The sequence below is a fragment of the Paludibacterium purpuratum genome (assembly GCF_004363805.1).
Taxonomy (GTDB): domain Bacteria; phylum Pseudomonadota; class Gammaproteobacteria; order Burkholderiales; family Chromobacteriaceae; genus Paludibacterium; species Paludibacterium purpuratum.
In genome coordinates, this window is record NZ_SNZP01000010.1 from 75,484 (window position 1) to 95,898 (window position 20,415).

Genomic DNA, 20,415 nt, shown 5'->3' on the forward strand with positions numbered 1-20,415 from the left:
GAATGAAAATGGCGGCCAAGCGGCCGCCACGAGTGCAGGGCTCTGCCGGCGTTACTTTTCCACGAAGGCGCGTTCGATGGCGTAGTGACCGGGCTCGCCCATGCGCGGCGATTCGGTGAAGCCCATGTCGTCCAGGATGACGCAGGTATCCTTGAGCATATTGGGACTGCCGCAGAGCAGCACGCGGTCATTGGCCGGATCGAGCTGCGGCAGGCCGATATCGGCGGCCAGTTTGCCGCTCTTGATCAAGTCGGTCAGGCGGCCCTGGTTGCGGAATGGCTCGCGGGTGACGGTCGGGTAATAGATCAGCTTGTCGCGCACCACGTCGCCGAAGAATTCGTTGTTCGGCAATTCTTTGGTGATGTAATCCTCGTAGGCCAGCTCGCTGACCCAACGCACACCGTGCACCAGCACGATCTTGTCGTAGCGGTCGTAGACCTCCGGATCCTTGATGATGCTCATGAACGGCGCCAGGCCGGTGCCGGTCGACAACAGATACAGATGTTTGCCGGGCAGCAGGTTGTCTTGTACCAGCGTGCCGGTCGGTTTGCCGCTGACGATGATTTCGTCGCCGACCTTCAGATGCTGCAGTCGCGAGGTCAGCGGACCGTCCTGCACCTTGATGCTGAAGAACTCCAGGTTCTCTTCCCAGTTGGCGCTGACGATGCTGTAGGCGCGGATCAGCGGACGGCCGTTGACTTCCAGGCCGATCATGACAAATTGGCCGTTGATGAAGCGCAAACCCGGGTCGCGCGTCGTGGTGAAACTGAACAGGGTGTCGTTCCAGTGATGAACGCTGAGGACGCGTTCGGAGGTCAAAGTTGCCATGTGCCGAATCTGATATTGAACAATGAATTACGCCATTCTACCGATGTATGGCTTGCCGCGATAGAACAGATACGACGTAAAACTGTGGAATTAGGGCATATGAAGCCGAATAGCCATGCGGGCAATGTGGTTGTAAGCCGTTGATGACGCGGATTTTTTATTTGACGGATGCCCGCTCGACGCGGCGGGGCGGTGCGCTAGCCTGAGGGTGAAGGCTCGCTCGTCGGGCGTTTATGACGATTGGAAACGCAAGAGGGCGAACCAAAACGGTGTCGCCCTCGGGTCGGTACTGCTCATGAACTGCCTCATTTATCCTGCATGCCAATCACGTATGCAATGAGGCGCCAACGATGCGCGAAAAGACCGATGCTGCATTGCGCAGCTAAACCTCGTTTAAGACAACTGCCACTACCACTGCTACTGCCGACATCGTGCGCCATATGGCTTTATACCTTGGCGCTGGGAGCCCAACACGGGCTTTCTGCGGGTTTCCCCGTTTTAATGGACGACAATCGATACGGTACGGCTTTTTATGTTGTCTGGCATATCGGCTGACACGCGACCTGCATCGTGAGCGATGCTCCAAGCGTTATAAAACGTCAAGCGTTCTCAACACAGAAGGAAACGGTCAGCAGCCGAAAAATTGCCCCAGATGCATGCATTACCTCCTTGCTATTACCTGATTGCAGTATAGAATTTTTCCGACCCACGGCAAGAAAATTTATTGCGGATGATCAAACGCTCGTATGTTTGCCTCCGGCGCCGGATGGCTGGCGTTTGGCCGCAGATGATGTTCGAACTGCCGCGCCGCCGCTTGCCAAGAGAAGCGTTCCGCCACCGCGCGTACATGCTGCCGATCCAGTTGCATGGCTTCGAGACAGGCCTGGCGCAAATCGTCGCGGAGTACGCCGGCACCGCTGTCCCCCACCACGTCGAGCGGGCCCGCCACCGGAAAGGCCGCCACCGGGGTACCGCAGGCCATGGCTTCCAATAGCACCAGGCCGAAGGTGTCGGTCAGGCTGGGAAAGACGAATACATCGGCCGCGCGATAGAAGCGCACCAGTTCGGCTTGCGGGAAAATGCCGGCGAAGTGCACTTCGGGATAATGTTTCTTCAGCTTGGCCAGCAGCGGGCCGTCGCCGACGACCCATTTACTGCCTGGTAGATCCAGCTTCAAAAATGCCTCGATATTTTTTTCCACCGCCACCCGGCCGATATAGACGAAGCGCGGCGGTTCGCTCTCGTCCAATCGGTCGCGCGGGCCGGGCGAGAACAGCTCGGTATCGACCCCTCTGCTCCACAACACCACCTTGTTGAATCCGCGCGCGGCCAAGGCGTCGACGATCGATTGCGTCGGCGCCATGATCGCGCTGGAGGCATTATGAAATCGGCGCATCCAGGCATAGCTGATCGACAGCGGCAGCCGGGTGCGCGCGTGGATATATTCCGGGAAGCGGGTGTGATAGGCCGTGGTGAACGCCTGGCCGTTTCGCAAGCAATAGCGGCGAGCGGCCAGGCCCAAGGGCCCCTCGGTCGCGATATGAATGGCTTCGGGCTGGTACGCGGCGATCAGTCGCGCGACTTTGCGGTAGGGGAACAGCGACAGGCGAATATCCGGGTAGGTCGGGCAGGGAAGGGTCGCGAACGATTGCGGTGTGATCATCTCCACTTCGTGGCCGAAGCTCTGCAGCTCGCGAATGGTTTCCGTCAGGGTGCGAACCACGCCATTCACCTGGGGGCGCCAGGCGTCCGTCACGATCAGGATGCGCATACATTCTCCTGTACAGGTTCTTGTTCGGGTAGAGACGCGGGGGCATCGCTCAGGAGGTGGGTCCAATACACGACCGACAGCGTGCCGTCGGCCGATTCGACCAGCGCAGACAGGCTCTCCACCCAATCGCCGCTGTTGCCGTACAGCGTGCCGTCCAGATCGCGGATTTCCGGCTTATGGATATGGCCGCAGATCACCCCGTCGTAGCCGAGATGACGCGCCTTGTCCGCCAGGATCTTCTCGAACTGGCTGATGAAATTCACCGCGTTCTTGACCTTGTGCTTCAGATATTGCGACAGCGACCAGTACGGTAGGCCGAGCTTCATGCGGCACCAGTTGTAGCCGCGGTTGAGTTGCAGGATCAGGGTATAGAGGGAGTCGCCGAGATAGGCCAGCCATTTGGCGTATTGGATCACGCCGTCGAATTCGTCGCCATGCGTCACCAGCAGGCGCTTGCCGTCGGCGGTGATGTGCTCGGCCTGCATACGGATGGCGATGCCGCCGAAATCCAGACCGGCGAACTGGCGCGCCATCTCATCGTGATTGCCGGGAATGTAGATCACTCGGGTGCCCTTGCGCGCCTTGCGCAGCACCTTTTGCACCACATCGTTGTGGCTTTGCTTCCAATACCAGGATTTTTTCAGTTGCCAGCCGTCGACAATATCGCCGACCAAGTAGAGATAGTCGGATTCGTGATGGCGCAGGAAGTCCAGCAGATGGTCGGCGCGGCAGCCGGGGGTGCCCAAATGGACGTCCGAGATCCAGATGCTGCGGAAACGCCGGTGTTTTAGGGCCGGATCACGATCTCTCAGGTCGATCTCGTCGCGTTGCATGGCGGTCTCCCGGGCGATGGTTTCCCGCTTATCCTGCCGTCGGCGGGTGACAGATAGATGTGCATTTGATGACGACGAAATGAAATTAAGGCCGAATTAACGCTGGTCTGATTCAATCTGTGCTCGAAAAACGCAGCCGGAAAGGGGTAGCATCGCGACACGACCCCGGCGAGGAGACGATATCGATGCGTATCTTGGTAGTGGAAGACGATCCGTTGATCGGCGACGGCCTCAAGGCCGGTCTTGCCCAGCTCGGCTTTGCCGTCGATTGGTTGAACTCCGGCAAGGACGCGCTCTACGCCATGGGCGCCGCGCCCTACGATGCGGCGGTGTTGGATTTGGGCTTGCCAGGCTGCGACGGCATGACGGTGTTGGAGAGCTGGCGGCGTCAGGGGCATAACCTGCCGGTGCTGGTGTTGACCGCGCGCGATGCCATCGGCGACCGGGTGGCCGGATTGGATGCCGGCGCCGACGATTATCTGATCAAACCCTTCGCGCTGATCGAAGTCGCCGCGCGGTTACGTGCCATGCTGCGTCGTAGCCAAGGTTTGAGCAGCCATCTACTGAGCCATGGCGATGTCAGTTTCGATCCGGCGGCGCGTTGCGCCTACCTGCGCGAGCATCCGGTCGAGCTGACGGCGCGCGAACTGGCGATCCTCGAAGTGCTGCTGCTGAACAAGGGGCGCGTGTTGCCGCGCGAACTGATCGAAGAGAAGCTCTATAACTGGGAGCGCGATCTGGAAAGCAATGCCATCGAAGTGCACATCCACCATCTACGCAAGAAGCTCGGCCGGCATGTCATCCGCACGGTGCGCGGCATCGGCTACACCTTGGGGCGTGTCGAGTGAAGCGCGTCAGCTTGCAACGCCGCCTCGTTGTGGCGCTATTGTTGATCGCGCCGTTGATGTGGCTGTTGTCGGCCGGGGTGGCGTTGAGTCAGACCCACGAGGAAATCAACGAACTCTACGACTCGCAACTGCAACTGTTGGCGCATCAGTTGCTGACCAGCGGACGAGGGCAGAGTAGCTCCCCGACGAGCGACGGCGGCGATGGCGACCGGGACGACAATGCCTTGGCACAAGCCATCTGGCACCGCGACGGCCGGATGATCTGGGCCGACGGCGCCGGCGCCGACTGGCAGCCGCCGCCGGGCGAGGGCGGTTTCTTCACCCGGCGCAGCCATCATGGCGAGTGGCGCGTCTATGCCCTCCGTTCGGCCGATGGCGAACGCGTCGTGGCCGTTGGCCAACGCATCAGCGCTCGCAACAGCGCCGCCCTCAAAGTGGTCGGCAGCCAGTTTCTGGCTTGGTTGGTGCCGTTGCCGCTATTGTTGCTGGCTCTGGTGTTGGCGGTGCGTCGCGGCCTGGCGCCGCTCAGTCGGCTCGCCGGCGATCTGGCCCGCCGTCGTTCCGACGACTTGAGCCCGGTCAGTCAGTCGGTGCCGGCCGAAGCGCAGCCGCTGATCGATGCGCTTAACCACTTGTTCGCCAGGGTTGAGCAGAACCTGGAGCATGAGCGTCGCTTCACCGCGGATGCCGCGCACGAATTGCGCTCGCCGCTGGCGGCGCTACGGGTGCAAGCCGAAGTGGCGCAACTGGCGCACGACCCGGCGGTCATGAAGCACGCACTCGATAACCTGACTATCGGCATCGAACGCGCCACGAGACTGGTCGATCAGTTGCTGGCCCTATCCCGGCTCGACCCGCTACGAGGCTTGTCGCAGGCGCAGCCGGTCAATTGGACGGTGCTGTGCAACAGCGCGCTGAACGAGTTGGCGACGCTGGCGGCGCGGCGAGGCAGTACCTTGCAAATCGAATGGCGAGCGCCGGCCGAGCAGGTGCTCCCGCTCACCGGCGACGCCACGCTGCTGTCGCTGCTCTTGCGCAACCTATTGGAAAATGCCTTACGTTACAGCCCCGCCGGTGCCACGGTGAACTTGGTGTGCGATCGAACCTGCATCGCCGTCGAGGACAACGGGCCGGGTGTCGCCCCGGAATGGCTCGATAAGGTTCGCCAGCGCTTTGTGCGCCTGCCCGGGCAGCACGAGCCGGGTAGCGGGCTTGGACTGTCCATCGTCGAGCGCATCGCCGCTTTGCACGGTCTACGGTTGACGCTGGCCAACCGGCCGCAAGGCGGGCTTAGCGCCAGCCTCTCCATGGGGACGGGGACTGACTGACACGTCCATGGATGGTAAAGTAGTTCCATGCCAAGTGTATTTTCGTCGTTTTCCTCCGAAAGCATCGATCTCGAGCGCGCCCAGCAGCGGTTAACCCTGCTGCGTTGGGGCATGCTCGGTTTGTGTACGGTGCTGTTACTGCTGGCGTTGGCCTATCCGATCCGCTTCGCCGAGATACCGATTCTGCAGGCGCTACTGACGCTGGCGCTGATCAACGCCATCCTGCCGCGCTTGGCGCGGCGAAGCGTTGCGCCGCTATGGTTGATCCGGTTCGGTTTGTTTGCCGACGTGGTGGCGCTTAGCGAGATCCTGGCGTTCAGCGGCGGCGCCGCCAATCCGTTGGCCTCGCTCTACCTGCCGCCCGTCCTGTTCGCGGCCTTGCTGAGCCCGGGGCTGTTCTCCTGGGCCTTGTCGGCGCTGGCGCTCGTCGTCTACGGCGCACTGTTTGTCTGGCATCTGCCCTGGCCGTTGGCGGATGCCGACGCTGCCTATGCCTTCCATGCCCACCAACTCGGCATGTGGTTTACCTTCGCGTTGTCCGCACTGTTGATGACCGGCTTCATTTCTTGGCTCGCGCGCCAACTGGCCGACCGCGAGCGCGAGCTGGCCGTCGCGCGCGAGAGCCAATTGCGCGACGAACAATTGGTCGGGCTCGGCATGCAGGCCGCCATGGCGGCGCATGCGTTGTCGACCCCGCTCAATACCTTGACGCTGCTGGCGGACGAGTGGGATGAGCTCAAGCCGGCCGGTTTGCCGCCGGATGAGCTGGCCCTGGTGAAAAGTCAGTTGCGCGTCTGCCGCGACGCATTGACCCGGCTCAAGTCGCATGCCCAGACTGGGACTGTCGCTGTGCGTCTGTTCAGTGCCATGACCGAACGCCTGGCGGGCTGGCGCGCACTGCGTCCCGACGTCACCCTGTCCTGGCAGCCGAGTAACTGCCAGGATCCGTGGGTGGAACTGGATAGCGCGTTTTGGCCCGCCCTGTTCAATCTGATCAATAACGCCGCCGAAGCCGGCGGCGGGCAGGTCGGCGTCGGCGCGCACTTTCGGGCCGGCGTCTTGTGCGTGGACATCGTCAATCGCGAAGGCTGCCTGACGGAGGCTCAACTGCGCGCGGCGGGCCTGGGGCAATTGCAGTCCGCCAAACCGGCCGGCCTCGGACTCGGCGTCATGCTGTCGCATGCGACCTTGGCGCGTTTGGGCGGGAGCCTGACCCTCGATAATCGACTGAGCGGCGGCGTGCACGCTCGGATCACCTTGCCACTGAAAGCCTTGCGAACATGAAGTTCCTGCTGATTGACGATGATGATGTTTTCGCCGATGTCCTGGCCCGCGCGCTGATCCGGCGCGGCCATGAGGTCGAGCGGGCCGCCAGCGAGGCCGAGGCGCTATTGATGCTGGGCAAAGGTTACGAGCGTATCGTTTTGGATCTCAATTTGGGCGGCGACAGCGGCCTCAAATTGCTGCCCGTCCTACGCCGGCAGAGTCCGGACAGCACCGTGCTGGTACTGACGGGCTATGCCAGCATTGCCACCGCCGTCGAAGCCATCAAGCTCGGCGCAGTGCAATACCTGGCCAAGCCGGCTTCGGTCGACGAAATCTTGCAGGCTTTCCAGCAAATCGAGCCCGACGCGGCATTGCCGGTCTGTGCTCGGCCGATGTCGGTACGACGTCTGACCTGGGAGCACGTTCAGCGTGTGCTGGCCGAGCACGACGGCAATATTTCCGCCACCGCGCGCGCGCTGAACATGCACCGGCGCACGCTGCAACGCATGCTGGCCAAAAAACCGGTCAGCGACTGACGTCGCCGTGCCCGCCTCTTCGCTGCCCCTGTTCCGTTAATGCTCTCGGCATAAAACTATCGTTGAGCAATTGCTCTACTCGTTCTAGGGTTATCTAATGACGTGGCCATTACCACGTCGCGATGACTTGGGGGAAAAGGAGAGAGATGCAATACGGACAGATGATGGATCAGCCCCTGCTGATTTCCAGCTTGATCAAGCATGCCGAGCAATATCACGGCGATGGCGAAATCGTTTCGCGCCAGAACGATGGCGCCATTTTCCGCTATACCTGGGCCGATGCCGCGCGACGTACCCGGCAATTGGCCAATGCCTTGCTCGATATCGGTGTGTCGCCCGGCGACTGCGTCGGCACGATGGCCTGGAATGCTTACCGCCATCTCGAAACCTACTATGCGATCTCCGGCATCGGCGCCATTTGCCACACGGTCAACCATCGCCTGTTCATCGATCAGATCGACTACATCGTTAACCATGCCGAGGATCGGGTGCTGCTGTTCGACATCAGCTTTCTGACGTTGGCCGAGCAGTTGGCGCCGGCGCTCCCGAATATCCACACCTGGATCCTGATGGGCTCGCGCGAACAGATGCCGGTGGATACGCGGTTGAACAATCTGCTGTGCTACGAAGATCTGGTCGGCAGCCACAGCGATCGCTTCGAGTGGCCGCAGTTCGACGAACGCACGGCCTCCAGCCTGTGTTACACCTCGGGCACCACCGGCCACCCCAAGGGCGTGTTGTACTCGCATCGCTCGACAGTGCTGCATGCCTTGGCCAGCTCCTTGCCGGATGCCTTCGACCTCTCCGCGCAAAGTTGCGTGTTGCCGGTCGTACCGATGTTCCACGTCAACGGCTGGGGCATCCCGTACAGCGCTGCGCTGAATGGCGCCAAGCTGGTACTGCCGGGCAATCGACTCGACGGTGCCAGTATTTACCAGTTGATCGAGGAGGAAGAGGTCAACTTGGCTGCCGGCGTGCCGACGGTGTGGCTCAACCTATTGCAACACTGCGAAAACAATCGGCTGCGCTTGCATCCTTTGCGGCGCGTGGTGGTGGGCGGTTCGGCGGTGCCGGACTCGATGACCGAGCACATGTCCGAGCATGGGGTGGAGCTGCGCCAATTGTGGGGGATGACCGAAGTGTCGCCCTGCGGCACGATGAGCACGCCGAAATTCAAGCATCGCAGCGGTGGCGTACCGGCGCTACGTAAAATTCAGGCGACGCAGGGACGGCCGCTGTTCGGCGTCGAGATGCGTATCGTCGATGGCGCGGGCCAGCCGCTGCCGCACGATGGCGTGGCCTTCGGCAACCTGCAGGTCCGCGGGCCGTGGGTGTTGTCGCAGTATTTCAAACGCGAGCGGGATGCCAGCCATACCGATGACGGTTGGTTCAATACCGGCGATGTCGCCAAGCTGGATGCCGATGGCTATATGCGCATCACCGATCGCACCAAGGACGTCATCAAATCCGGCGGCGAGTGGATCAGCTCGATCGAGCTGGAAAACATCCTCATGGGACACCCCGCGATTGCCGAAGCGGCCGCCGTCGGGGTATCGCACCCGAAGTGGGACGAACGGCCGGTCATGGTCGTGGTGTTGAAACCGGGGATGCGGGCCTCGCGCGAGGAGTTGCTGCAATTCTACGAAGGTAAGATCGCCAAGTGGTGGACCCCGGACGACGTGCTGTTCGTCGAGGAATTGCCACACACCGCCACCGGGAAATTGCAGAAAGTGAAGCTGCGCGAGCGCTTGCGCGATCATCAGTGGCCGGGCTGATCTCAGCTAGAGGCCGGGCGTCGAATTGTTGGACACATTCGAGTTTTTGCACTAAATTACATGCTGTTTGCAAATTCATGCGCGGCGAGTGGATGCGAATCCACTTGGCGTGTTGAATTCACAATGGCTGAGAGGCTGTTGTGATGTTAGCCCCTCGAAGCATCGAAAGATGCTTCTTCCTCGTGTTGACCCCCGTCGCGCAAGTGGCGGGGGGCTTTTACTTTCTAGCTTGCGATATTAATTCGGCTGCTCAATCAAGACCATAAATCGTATTTATATGATTTATGTCGCATCGGTATCGCATGATTAAATGTTAATCTTATGGTTTAGGCGGATTCATGATGCCGCAGGCGGACTCCCGTCGTTAGGCATCGGCGCACCTTTCCCGGAGGAATCACGTTCCATGCTGAAATCACTGAGAAGCCGGCTCATCGTCTTCAACGCCTTCATGTTGGCCTTTTTTGGCCTGGTGTTGGTTTCCATCACCTATGTGCAGATGCGCAGCGAGATCTTGTCCGGCCTGGACAAGGAATTCAACGCGTTGCTGTACGGTCAGCAGACGGTCGCCAAGAACTGGATCGATAGCAAAGTCAGCCTGATCTCTACCCAAGCGACCAATATCAATCGCCCCGATGCCATCCCTTTCCTGGCGCAGACGGCCGCTGGCGGCCACTTCGGCGGTGGGGTGTATGCCGGTTTCGAGGACGGGCGCAAGCCGATTTTCAACGACAACTGGCAGCCGCCGGCCGACTACAAGTACGCCGATCGCCCATGGTACGCGCAGACCAAGGCCAATAATCGCGTGACCTTGACCGATCCGTACGTCGACGCCCAGACCAAGAAAATGACCATGACGGTCGCCGTGCCGTTCACCACCGGCGGCAAGTTCGCCGGCGTGGTGGCGGGCGACGTATTTGTCGAAGATTTGGTGCACTCGGTGCTGAGCGCCAAGATCCGCGCCGGCGGCTATATGTTCATCGTCAACCGTGCCGGCAATCTGATCGGCCACCCCAAGCCGGAATTGACCATGAAGCCGCTGGTAAGCATCGCGCCGGCGCTGACCGCGACTGAAATCGACCGTGTGAGCCAAATCGACCCGGTGCAGGATGCCGTCATCAGCGACGAGAGCGTGCTGTGGCAGGCCGTCAACGTGCCGGGCACCGACTGGTTCATTTGCGCCGCCGTCGACAAGGCAGAGGTCTTGGCACCGTTGCATACCCTGCTCTATACGCTGATCGGCCTGACCTTGTTGGTACTGGTGCTGATGGTGCCGGTGGCCAGCTTCGTCATCACCCGCATGTTCGGCGGGCTGATGGCACTCAAGGGGGCCATGGTGGAAGTGTCCAAGGGCGAGGGCGATCTGACGCTGCGGTTGGACGAATCCGGCGCGGAGGAAATCGCCGAAACCGCCCGTGCCTTCAACCAATTCGTCGGTCGCTTGCAAAACATGTTCAGCAACCTGCGTAGCGATGCCTCCACCCTAATCGGCGGCGTGCAGCAAGTCAGCCAGCTGGTCGGCGGCGTCGCCACCAGTTCGCGCGAGATGTCGGACGTCTCCTCGTCCAATGCCGCGACGCTGGAAGAGATTACCGTCAGCATTTCGCATATCGCCGAAAGTGCGCACCAGGCGGACGATCTGGTCAACCATACCGAACGCCGGCTGGGCGAGAACGCCGAGAGCATCGGCCGCCTGTCGTCCGGTATGGAGGGAACGGTCAGCTCGGTGCGCGGGCTGGAAAATATGCTGGCATCGCTCGATAAGCGCTCGGAGGAAATCAGCGGTATCACCAATGTGATCCGCGATATCGCCGACCAGACCAACCTGTTGGCGCTCAACGCGGCGATTGAAGCGGCGCGCGCCGGCGAGCAGGGCCGGGGCTTTGCGGTGGTTGCCGACGAAGTGCGCAAACTCGCCGAGCGAACCGCCCAGGCGACGTTGGGTATCAGCAGCATGGTCGAGGCGATCCGCCAAGAAACCAGCCGCGCGGTCGACGACATGAACCAGACGGTCAGCTCGGTGGACGAGGGCGTGCAACTGACGCGCGAAGCGGTCGAAGGCATTGGCGCCATCCGTCAATCGATGGACGAGGTGGTGGACAAGATGAGCGAGATCGCCCACTCGACCAACGAGCAGCACAACGCCTCGACACTGATTGCGCAAAGCACGGAAAGCATCAACAGCCGGATTCTGGAAAACGACGACCGACTGCAAAACGTCAGCGAAGAGTTGTCGCGCCTGGCAAAGGCCGCGCAGCAGATGCAGGACGCTTTCGGGCGCTTCAAGCTCTGATCTGGGAATCGCGGCTCAAGCCGCTACAAAAAAGCCCGCGAAAATGTTCGCGGGCTTTTTTTATTCGCCGGACAACCATTTTCCGGGATTCATCAGGCCGTTCGGATCGAGCACGGTTTTCAACGATCGCATCAGCGACAATGCCAACGGGTCTTTGTAGGCCTCGAGCCAGTGGGTCTTGAGCTGCCCGATGCCGTGCTCCGCCGCCAGGGTGCCGTTTAGCCGATAGACAACGTCGTAGACGATGCGATTGACGCGCTCTTCGTCATCGAACAGGTCGGCATTGCGGGGCCGGGTGAACGACACGTTGTAGTGCAGATTACCGTCGCCGGCATGGCCGAAAGCCATGATGCTGCAGCCGGGGAACGCTTGCTCAAGCGCCAGGCCCGCCTGAGCCAGGAAGGCCGGGATGGCGCTACTGGGTACGCCGATATCGTGTTTGATGCTCGGGCCGCGCCGTTTCTGCGTCTCTGACATGTCTTCGCGCAATTGCCATAGCGCCAACCGCTCGCCTTCGCTCTGAGCGATGACCCCATCCACCATCTCGCGTTCGGCGAGCCACTCGACCAGCGCGCTTTCCAATGCCTGCTGCCCGTCGCTATCCGACAGCTCGATCAACAGCGTCCACGGGGCGATGAACGGTACCTTGTCGCCCTGATAGTCGCGTAATAGCGTCAGGCAGTCGGCCGACATCATTTCGAAGGTGGTCAGCCGGTCGGCGAAGCGGTCGCGCAATGCCCCCAGCCAGTCGATGGCGGTTTGGGCGTCGGCCACGCCGACCAAGGCCGTGGCGCGTGCCCGCGGCCGCGGAAACAGCTTGAGGGTGGCGGCGGTGATCAAGCCGAGCTGACCTTCCGAGCCGATGAACAAGTGCTTGAGATCCAGGCCGCTGGTGTCTTTGCGCAGACCGGACAATTGGTTGAGCACGCGGCCGTCGGGCAGCACCACCTCCAGGCCGAGCGCCAGGTCGCGCATGGTGCCATAGCGCAGTACGGCCAGCCCGCCGGCATTGGTCGCCAGGTTGCCGCCGATTTGGCAACTGCCTTCGCTGGCCAGCGATAGCGGAAACAGCCGGTCGGCTTCTTCGGCGATTTGTTGCGCGCGTGCCAATGTTACGCCAGCTTCCAGCGTCATGCTGTTATTGGCGGCATCCACCTCGATCGTCCGATCCAGCCGCCGCAGGCCGACCACCAACGCTCGACCGCTGGCGTCCGGTGTGGCGGCGCCGCAGGTCGAGGTATTGCCACCTTGCGGCACCAGCGGGACGCAAAACCGTTGTGCGAGCCGTGCCAGTTCGGCGACTTCCGCGCGTGTGCCGGGTAAGGCCACGGCCAGCGGTTGGCCCAGATAGCGGCTACGCATATCCAGGCAAAATGGCTCGATGTCCTGCCGCGCCTGTAGCACGTAGCGCGTCCCGATCAAATTGCTCAGCGCGGACAGAAACTCGGCGGATGACATACGGTTCTCCAATTTAATCGGCGAAGCGGGAAACAGCCCAGGCCGTGACGAAAGCCAGCGGCACCGAGCATAGGGCGGGGCTTGCGAGCGGAAACAGCGGGTGGGAGAAACCCAGTACCGCGACCCAGACCGCTGGGCCTGCCACGATCAGTGCCGTGGCGCCGAAGAGCCCGGCCAAACCGCCGGCGACGGCGCCGCGTGCCGTCAGCCCCGGCCAGAATAACGTCAGCAACAGCACCGGGAAGGGGCCGCTGGCGGCCATGCCGAATGCCAAGCCCATCAAAACGGCGATGTTCTGGTTCTGGAACCAAGTAGACAATAGCACCGCCAGCAGTACCAATGCGATAACCGACCAGCGCGAGGCGCGGAGCTCGCCGGCCTCGCTGGCCTGGCCGCGTCGCAGCAGACCGGCATACAGGTCGTGGCTTAGGCTGGAAGCGCCGGCCACCGTCAAGCCGGCGACCACCGCCATGATGGTGGCAAACACCACGGCGGCGACAACGTCGCGCATGGCCGTGCCGCCGATGGCCTGTGCCAGATGCAATGCCGCCATATTGCCGCCGCCGATCAGTTTGCCGTGCGCATCCAGGAAGTGCGGGTTGTGGCTGACGAAGACGATGGCGCCGATGCCGATCAAGACATTCAGGGTAAAGAACAAGGCGATGATCCCGGTTGCCCAGCAGACTGACGCGCGTGCGGCGCGCGCATTCGGCACGGTGAAGAAGCGCATCAGTATGTGCGGCAGTCCCAACAGCCCCAACACCAGTCCCAATCCGAGCGACAGCACTTCCCAGGGGTTGGCCATGGCTTTGCTCGGTAGCCAGACCCCCGAACCTGCTGGGTGCAGCGTTTCGGCGCGCGCCATCAGACCGGCGAGATCGCCGCCGCCCTTCATCCACACCCCCGCCGCCAGCGCCAGGCCGCAGGCCAGCATCAGGCAGGCCTTGACGATTTGCACCCAGGTGGTGGCCAGCATGCCGCCCAACGCGACGTACAGCACCGCCAACAGGCCGACGATCAGTACCGCGGGCAGATAGGACAGTCCAAACAGCAGGCCGATCAGTTTGCCGGCGCCCACCAGTTGGACAATCAGATAAAACAGCACGATGAGCAGCGAACTCACGCTCGACAGCACACGCACCGACGGTTCGGCAAAGCGTTCGGCCAGGATGTCGCCTAGCGTGAAGTGGCCGCGTTCACGCAGTTTCTCGGCAAACAGCAGCAGCAGAAGCGGCCAGCCGGCCAAGGTGCCGACGGCATAGATCAACGAGTCGTAGCCTTGGCTCATGAATAGCCCGGCCGCCCCGAGAAAGGCCGCCGCCGACAGATAATCGCCAGCCAGCGCCAGCCCGTTTTGCCAGGCGCCGATCCGGCCGGCTGCGGTATAGAACTCCGCGCGCGTGCGCGTCCGTCGCGCCGCCCACAAGGTCAGCGACAGGCTGAGCACCAGTAAGGCCAATACCGCGAGTTGCGCCAAGTTCATGACTGCCCCTCGCGACGGTTGGCCCGGCGCACGTACAGCAGCGTCACCAGAAAGCCCAGCCAGATCAGGCCGAGCGCCAGCGGTATCGACAGCGGCAGCCGACCGCACGGCCAGGCCAGTACCGATGGGAAAAAGGCAATCGCCCCGTAAAAGGCGGCGATCGGCAGCAACAACAGGAGCAGCAAAGACTTCATCGACTTACTTTTGCCAATAGGTTTTTACGTTGACGAATTCGTACAGCCCGAACTCGGATAGTTCGCGGCCATAACCCGAATCCTTGACGCCGCCGAACGGCAAGCGCAGATCGGAGCTGGTGTGACGGTTGATATACACGCTGCCGGCCTGGATCTGGCGGGCCAGCTCCCAGGCGCGTTGCGTATCGCCGCTATAGATCGAGGCGCCGAGACCGAACGGGGTGTCGTTGGCCAGCCGGATCGCATCTTGTTCGTCGCTCGCGCGCAGGATGCTGGCAACCGGGCCGAACACTTCTTCGCGATAGACGCGGCAACGCGGATTGACGTGGTCGAGCACCGTGGCCGGATAGAAGAAGCCAGGGCCGGACGGCATCTCGCCGCCGAGCCGCACGGTGGCGCCGGCGGAAACCGCATCCAGTACCTGGGCGTGCAGTGCGGCGCGCAGATCGCTACGGGTCAGCGGCGACAAAGTGGTGGTCGGATCGGTCGGCGCGCCCGGGCGCAGCTTGGCCGCTTCGGCCACGAAGACTTCGATGAAGTGTTCGGCCACTTCGGGGACCACGATCATGCGCTTGGCCGCATTGCACGATTGACCGGCATCGCGGAAACGCGAATGCACCGCTTCGCGGGCGGCGGCATCGACGTCGGCGTCCGCCAGTACGATGAACGGGTTGCTCCCGCCCAGCTCCAGCACGCTCTTCTTCAAATGGCGGCCGGCCAGGGCGGCTAGATGGCGCCCCGTGCTGGTCGAGCCGGTGAAGGCCATGGCATCGGTCTGGCGGATGGCATCCTCGACTTGGTCGTGATCGATCCAGGCGATATCCAGCACCGCCAAGCCGGCGGCGCGCACGCATTCGAGCAACAGTTGCGTGCATTGCGGCACCACCGGGGCCGGTTTGACCAGACAAGCGTTACCGGCCATCAGTGCGGGCACGGCGAAGCGCAGCACCTGCCAGATCGGGTAATTCCACGGCATGATCGCCAGGACCGTGCCCAGCGGTTCGAAGGCCACGCCGCTACGACTGCCGTGTGTCGGGATCATCAGCGGCTGCAATAGGCTGGGCGCAAGGCTGGCGTAATAGCGGATCAGCTTTTCCGATTTGTCGATTTCCGCCAGGCATTCCGCAGTGCGCTTACCCACCTCCAGCGTGACCAGGTCGGCCAGCGCTTCGCGATGTTTCATCAACTGATCGGCCAAGCGCATCATGCGCGCGGCGCGCTCCTCGGTATCGAGTCGGGCCCAGTCCGTGCGTGCGTGTTGCAATCCGGCCAGGCAAGTGGAGAGTTGATCCTGGGCCCAGGCGGCCCGGGTGAATACCACCTCGCCCGTGGCGGGGTTGCAGGATGTGAATGCTGTCATAGCCAGTGAGGCTTTATTAGGTGAGAGTAATAGAGCACTTTAACAAAAAGCCTCGCTGCCGGACAGCAGCGAGGCTTGTTTCAGGTTGGTAGGGTGCGTTCGCGTAGCAACGCGCCAACCTTACCGACAATGCGTTATACGGCCGGCTTGGGCAGATCCTGCGGCACGACGCCGGTCAGCAGGTAGTCGATGGTTTCCCGCACGCTGCGCATCGCCGAGCCGAACGGCAACGGTTCGGAGCCACGGAAGAACAAGCCCTTGCTCACTTCGCCGCGGAAGGCTGCCGCCAGCTTCAGGTCGATGCAGAACTGGCCGACTTTGGACAGGCCGTCGCGCAGTCCGCAAACCGTCAGGCAGTTGAGCCCTTGGGTGCAGCGGCGCGGATCGGCTTTGGCGTTGGCCTGTAGCTTGGCTTCGCGGTGCAGGTAGCTTTTCAGGAACGGCGTCAGTACGCCGCGTGCCGGCAGGCCCGCCACGCTCATGAACTCGGCGATGTCTTCCGGCCGCGCTTCGGCCAGGGTGCGCTTGAAGTTGTCGTGCGCATCGCCCTCGCGGGTGACGGCAAACGCGGTGCCGACTTGCACGGCCGTTGCCCCCAGCTCGGAGATGAAAGTGCGCACTTTCTCGAAGCTATTGATGCCGCCAGCCACGATCAGCGGAATACGTTCCCGTTCCAGACCCAGCGTGCGGAATGTTTCGAAGGTTTCTTCCAGTACGCGGCGGAAGTCGAAGCGTTCCTGACCCAGATCCTGGATCTGGGCGGCGCCAAGGTGTCCACCGGCATGCTTGGGGTGCTCGATCACAATGGCGTCCGGCAGGCGATTCTTCTTCATCCAGCGCTTGAGCACGATATTGATGCCGCGAGATTCGGACAGGATCGGAATCAAGGCCACATCAGGGTGTTCCGAGGTCATTTCCGGCAAATCGAGCGGCAATCCAGCGCCCATGACCACGGCGTGTGCACCGGATTCGCAGGCTTGACGGACATAGGCCGCATGCGAATCGACCGCCTTCATGACGTTCACCGCCACCATGCCGTGGCCGTCGGCGCGTTCCAGTGCGCCTTTGACTTCGCGATCCAGTGCGATCAGGTTCAGCGCGTCCAGCTCGGTTTGGCCATTGGCTTCGGCCGAACGGGCCATGAGATCTTCGTGCAAATGACGCAAGTCGACGCTGGCGACCGTGCCGACGCCGCCCTCATGCGCCACGCTGCCGGCGAGGCTCTTGGCGGAGATGCCAACGCCCATGCCGCCCTGCACGATGGGCAGCAGGGAACGACCGCGAATGACGAGGGGGGGGAACGCGTGTTTCATGGGATGAACCCTGTGTCGAGCAAAAACACTAAGTCTACAGCAAAAAGTGCTTTGTCCGAAATTTCGGGCGGTACTAGGTTGATGAATCTCAAGGAAAAGCCACAGGACGACCCCTGCCGGGAACTTGGCTCAAGTTTGGATGCGGCTGGGGTGGTGTCGACATAAACGCTTGATTATATCGCGTTTTTTTCTGACGTAGCGATATGCGCAACGCTGTCCTAAAGGACAGATTATCAGAAATTTTCCACCCTTTTAGAGTGCGGATTCCGTTAATCTGATCGGGAGTGTAGGAATCATGAGTAATCTGTCTGTGCTAGCAACTAAGGATGGTTATCGTTTGGAGCGCGTGCTCGGCGGCCGGAAGGAAACGGCCCTTTTGCGCTTCCGTCATCGGGTTTTTCGTGAAGAGTTGCAGTGGGTGCCGCTCTCGGTCGATGGCCTCGACCGGGACGAATACGATGGCTTTTCCGAAAATCTGGGCGTGTTCGTCAATCAACGGGCGGTCGGCTCGGTACGGATGACGCCTGGGTGCCAGCGTTTCATGATCGAAAAAGAGTTCTCGGCGCTATTGCCCGAAGGATGGACGTTGCAGAAGGGCGCCGATAGCGCGGAAGTCACCCGCTTCGCAGTCGATATAGATCAGCGCGGTCGGCGTATCGAGCCCGCCGCCCTGTTGCTCTATCACTGTCTCTACCGTTGGGCCGAGTTAAACCGGGTACGTTGGATGTATTTCGTGGTGGAGCCGCCGTTCTTCCGCCGGCTCGCTCGCATGGGTTTCCCAATTTTTCCGATCGGCGAGGCCAAGCCGCTCGACGGCGGCGTGGTTTCTCAGGCGGCCTTTTTCGACTGGCACAGCGCCGATCCGAGTTTCATCCGTTGGCTGCGACAGGCGGTCGAATGCCCTGCTGCAGTCCAAGCACAATCGCATGAGTTCGATTATTGGCATTGAGCTTGCGAATGATATTGGCGACGTGGAATTTCACAGTCCGCTCGCTGATATCCAGAATTGTCGCGATTTCCCAGTTGGTCTTGCCGCGGCTCATCCAGTGGAATATGTCGTACTCGCGGTTGGACAACAGCATGGCGCTGGCGGACATGGGCGCCAGATTGGTGACGCGGGTCATGGCCTGGTGCAGGTGCGGTACCAGGCAGTTGAGCATCTCGACCAACTGGGTATCGTGTGTGATTTCCTCTCCGGTGACGGAAATCACGCAGGCCATGTTCTGCCGTGTCGAAGCGGCACTGAAAGTCACGCCGCTACCGAGTCCCACCGAAGCGGCTTCCGCAATGAACCGTTTGGCCAGCGGACTGCGTGCGCCGGAAAACGAGTCCTTCCAGAAAATCGGTGCGCTGCCCATCGGGTGGTGCAGAATCGGATCACAACTAGCGAGATTTTCCTGCATGTAATGATCCAGCCAGCCTAGCGGATAGCTGACATCGATCAATTTCTCGACTTTCTGCATATGTTGCTGGGCATTCAGTCTGCCAAGCGCCAGCACCATGTGTTCGGACGGTATCTGGTTCTGTAGGCGACCGAGAAAGTCTTTCAGGCTTTGCTCGTCTTCGACGTGCCCGAGCGCATGGATCCACTCCAGGAGCATCCATTGCCGGTCAGCCGGCAGATCCCCGGGTAACGGTCTTGTATTGAGTGTGTGAATAGATGTCATGAGTGGTTGTGAGCACAGGTAGTGGGTTGAGTACAAAAATCATAGCAGAGCCCTTCGGCGGATGCTGTGACAATCTGTCGTCCGTTGCATATTTTCTCCCGGCTTTTAGATCAGTTAAACCGGTTGCTAGCATGAGCTACGCTGCCTGGCTGCTGGTACGAGGCGCAGTTGAATGCGCACATGCCGTTCCGAGTGTCTGGCAATCCGTCAGAGAAGGGCGGTTGCCCCTACTGATCAGTCATGATAAATGCAGATGGCATTTTTCCATTTTGCGCCATGTCCGTATTGTTTCATAGACGGCGGCAGCGTAAATCCATGGATTCAGTCAGAAAATACGTATTTTTACTGTTAATTTTTACTTTAATAACAACAAATAATGGTGTAACCTTTTTTAAGAAAATACATTTAATAATGCCTTTGGCAATGCGGTTGTCATGACGAAAATCGGCGTGGCGATGGTGTTGCTGAGAACGGACCCATCGCTGAGTTATGGACACCCTGAAAGCTTTAATGGTCTTCATGACCACTGCCGAAAATGGCAGCTTTTCCGACGCTGCGCGCAAGCTTGGCGTGTCTCCGGCTGCGATCAGCCAGAGTATCGCCCGTTTGGAGCAGGAACTGGAAGTACGCTTATTTAATCGCACCACGCGCCAACTGACCCTGACGGAAGACGGCCGGCGTTTTTATGCGCAATGCCGCGGGCCGGTCAACAATCTCGATTCCGCTATCAACCAGCTTAAAGCGAGCCGCGACGAGCCGGCCGGGCATTTGCGCGTCAGCATGCCCAATTCCTTCGGTCGCCGTTTCATCCTGCCTTTGATGGAAGAGTTTTGCGATCTCTATCCGAAGATCAAAGTGTTCTTCGGCCTGGACGACAACTTCAGCGATCTGGTCGAGGACGGTTACGATGTCGGCGTGCGCACCGGCATGATGCCGGATTCGCGCATGGTGGCGCGCAATCTGGCGCAGATGCCGTTGTATGTTGTGGCTTCGCCGTCTTATTGGAAGCGTTTCGGCCGCCCGGACAAACCCGAGGATCTGGCCAATCACGATTGCATCAACTTCCAGTTCCCGACCTCGGGGCGGTTGTTCAAGTGGGAGTTCGACCGTGCTGGCGAACGCATTCCGCTTGAGGTGACCGGCACCTACACGCTCAACGAGATGGAGGCCGTCTGCGAGTTGGCCCGGCTCGGTATGGGGGTGGCTCAACTGCCTGGGCACGAGGTGGTGCACTACATCCGCACGGGCGAACTGGAAGCGGTGCTGACCGATATGGTGTCGCTGGAGCGTTCGATCTACATTTGTTTCCCGCATCGCGACCACATCGCTCCGCGCACGCGGGTGTTCGTGGACTTCGTCGTCAGCAAACTGTCGGAGCATCCCGACATCATTGCCGATTTGCCGGGGTTGGATCTCACGGCAAAGCGCTCCGCGCTGCGTCAACAATCCGATATATAAGACACCG

At 60.9% G+C, this 20,415-nt stretch carries 18 protein-coding genes; 8 read left to right on the plus strand and 10 right to left on the minus strand.

Annotated features, from left to right (window positions below; translation table 11 throughout):
- Positions 1 to 51: 51 nt before the first annotated feature.
- The 3 genes from DFP86_RS12975 to DFP86_RS12985 form a co-directional block, all read right to left on the minus strand.
- Positions 52 to 828 carry a ferredoxin--NADP reductase gene (locus DFP86_RS12975; protein ID WP_133681890.1) on the minus strand — a complete coding sequence of 259 codons (777 nt, stop codon included), beginning with the start codon at positions 826 to 828 and terminating at the stop codon, positions 52 to 54.
- A gap of 721 nt (positions 829 to 1,549) precedes the next feature.
- Positions 1,550 to 2,599 (minus strand): glycosyltransferase family 4 protein, encoded by a 1,050-nt coding sequence (locus DFP86_RS12980; RefSeq protein ID WP_133681892.1) that lies wholly within the window; start codon positions 2,597 to 2,599, stop codon positions 1,550 to 1,552.
- Positions 2,587 to 3,432: a UDP-2,3-diacylglucosamine diphosphatase gene (locus DFP86_RS12985; protein ID WP_133681894.1), complete on the minus strand. Its 846-nt coding sequence runs from the start codon at positions 3,430 to 3,432 to the stop codon at positions 2,587 to 2,589. Before DFP86_RS12985 ends, DFP86_RS12980 begins: the two co-directional genes overlap by 13 nt.
- Positions 3,433 to 3,617: 185 nt before the next feature.
- Here DFP86_RS12985 and DFP86_RS12990 point away from each other — a divergent pair, with 185 nt between their 5' ends.
- The 6 genes from DFP86_RS12990 to DFP86_RS13015 all read left to right on the plus strand — a co-directional run bounded on the left by DFP86_RS12990 (position 3,618) and on the right by DFP86_RS13015 (position 11,475).
- A complete protein-coding gene (locus tag DFP86_RS12990; RefSeq protein ID WP_133681896.1) occupies positions 3,618 to 4,280 on the plus strand; it encodes a response regulator in 663 nt (220 codons plus the stop codon).
- Complete coding sequence (locus DFP86_RS12995; protein WP_243729389.1) at positions 4,277 to 5,608, plus strand: ATP-binding protein; 1,332 nt, start codon at positions 4,277 to 4,279, stop codon at positions 5,606 to 5,608. Before DFP86_RS12990 ends, DFP86_RS12995 begins: the two co-directional genes overlap by 4 nt.
- A gap of 27 nt (positions 5,609 to 5,635) precedes the next feature.
- Positions 5,636 to 6,892, plus strand: a complete 1,257-nt coding sequence (locus DFP86_RS13000; protein ID WP_133681898.1) for an ATP-binding protein — start codon at positions 5,636 to 5,638, stop codon at positions 6,890 to 6,892.
- Positions 6,889 to 7,410 carry a response regulator transcription factor gene (locus DFP86_RS13005; protein ID WP_133681900.1) on the plus strand — a complete coding sequence of 174 codons (522 nt, stop codon included), beginning with the start codon at positions 6,889 to 6,891 and terminating at the stop codon, positions 7,408 to 7,410. Before DFP86_RS13000 ends, DFP86_RS13005 begins: the two co-directional genes overlap by 4 nt.
- A gap of 146 nt (positions 7,411 to 7,556) precedes the next feature.
- On the plus strand, positions 7,557 to 9,185 hold the full coding sequence (locus DFP86_RS13010; RefSeq protein WP_208108329.1) for a 3-(methylthio)propionyl-CoA ligase: 1,629 nt from the start codon (positions 7,557 to 7,559) through the stop codon (positions 9,183 to 9,185).
- 403 nt (positions 9,186 to 9,588) lie between these two features.
- Complete coding sequence (locus DFP86_RS13015; protein ID WP_243729390.1) at positions 9,589 to 11,475, plus strand: methyl-accepting chemotaxis protein; 1,887 nt, start codon at positions 9,589 to 9,591, stop codon at positions 11,473 to 11,475.
- 60 nt (positions 11,476 to 11,535) lie between these two features.
- Here DFP86_RS13015 and DFP86_RS13020 read toward each other — a convergent pair whose 3' ends face one another.
- The 5 genes from DFP86_RS13020 to DFP86_RS13040 all read right to left on the minus strand — a co-directional run bounded on the left by DFP86_RS13020 (position 11,536) and on the right by DFP86_RS13040 (position 17,283).
- Positions 11,536 to 12,933, minus strand: coding sequence for an FAD-binding oxidoreductase (locus DFP86_RS13020; protein WP_133681905.1), 1,398 nt, complete (start codon positions 12,931 to 12,933; stop codon positions 11,536 to 11,538).
- A 13-nt stretch (positions 12,934 to 12,946) separates the two neighbouring features.
- Positions 12,947 to 14,416: a sodium:solute symporter family transporter gene (locus DFP86_RS13025; RefSeq protein ID WP_133681907.1), complete on the minus strand. Its 1,470-nt coding sequence runs from the start codon at positions 14,414 to 14,416 to the stop codon at positions 12,947 to 12,949.
- Positions 14,413 to 14,610: a DUF485 domain-containing protein gene (locus tag DFP86_RS13030; RefSeq protein WP_133681909.1), complete on the minus strand. Its 198-nt coding sequence runs from the start codon at positions 14,608 to 14,610 to the stop codon at positions 14,413 to 14,415. The genes DFP86_RS13025 and DFP86_RS13030 overlap by 4 nt, the downstream gene beginning before the upstream one ends.
- Positions 14,611 to 14,614: 4 nt before the next feature.
- A complete protein-coding gene (locus tag DFP86_RS13035) occupies positions 14,615 to 15,970 on the minus strand; it encodes an aldehyde dehydrogenase family protein (RefSeq protein ID WP_133681911.1) in 1,356 nt (451 codons plus the stop codon).
- A gap of 134 nt (positions 15,971 to 16,104) precedes the next feature.
- Positions 16,105 to 17,283, minus strand: coding sequence for an NAD(P)H-dependent flavin oxidoreductase (locus tag DFP86_RS13040; RefSeq protein ID WP_133681913.1), 1,179 nt, complete (start codon positions 17,281 to 17,283; stop codon positions 16,105 to 16,107).
- Positions 17,284 to 17,578: 295 nt separating this feature from the next.
- Between DFP86_RS13040 and DFP86_RS13045 the strand changes: the two genes are divergently transcribed.
- Positions 17,579 to 18,232 carry an acyl-homoserine-lactone synthase gene (locus DFP86_RS13045; protein ID WP_133681915.1) on the plus strand — a complete coding sequence of 218 codons (654 nt, stop codon included), beginning with the start codon at positions 17,579 to 17,581 and terminating at the stop codon, positions 18,230 to 18,232.
- On the opposite strand, the gene DFP86_RS13050 is transcribed toward DFP86_RS13045, so the two are convergent.
- Entirely contained in the window at positions 18,153 to 18,950 is a 798-nt protein-coding gene (locus tag DFP86_RS13050; RefSeq protein WP_133681917.1) for a helix-turn-helix transcriptional regulator, read from the minus strand. The two genes, DFP86_RS13045 and DFP86_RS13050, sit on opposite strands and share 80 nt — an antisense overlap.
- 290 nt (positions 18,951 to 19,240) lie before the next feature.
- On the minus strand, positions 19,241 to 19,471 hold the full coding sequence (locus DFP86_RS19330; protein ID WP_166642260.1) for a hypothetical protein: 231 nt from the start codon (positions 19,469 to 19,471) through the stop codon (positions 19,241 to 19,243).
- Here DFP86_RS19330 and DFP86_RS13055 point away from each other — a divergent pair.
- Positions 19,470 to 20,408 (plus strand): LysR family transcriptional regulator, encoded by a 939-nt coding sequence (locus tag DFP86_RS13055; RefSeq protein ID WP_243729391.1) that lies wholly within the window; start codon positions 19,470 to 19,472, stop codon positions 20,406 to 20,408. The genes DFP86_RS19330 and DFP86_RS13055 overlap by 2 nt on opposite strands.
- Positions 20,409 to 20,415: the final 7 nt, after the last annotated feature.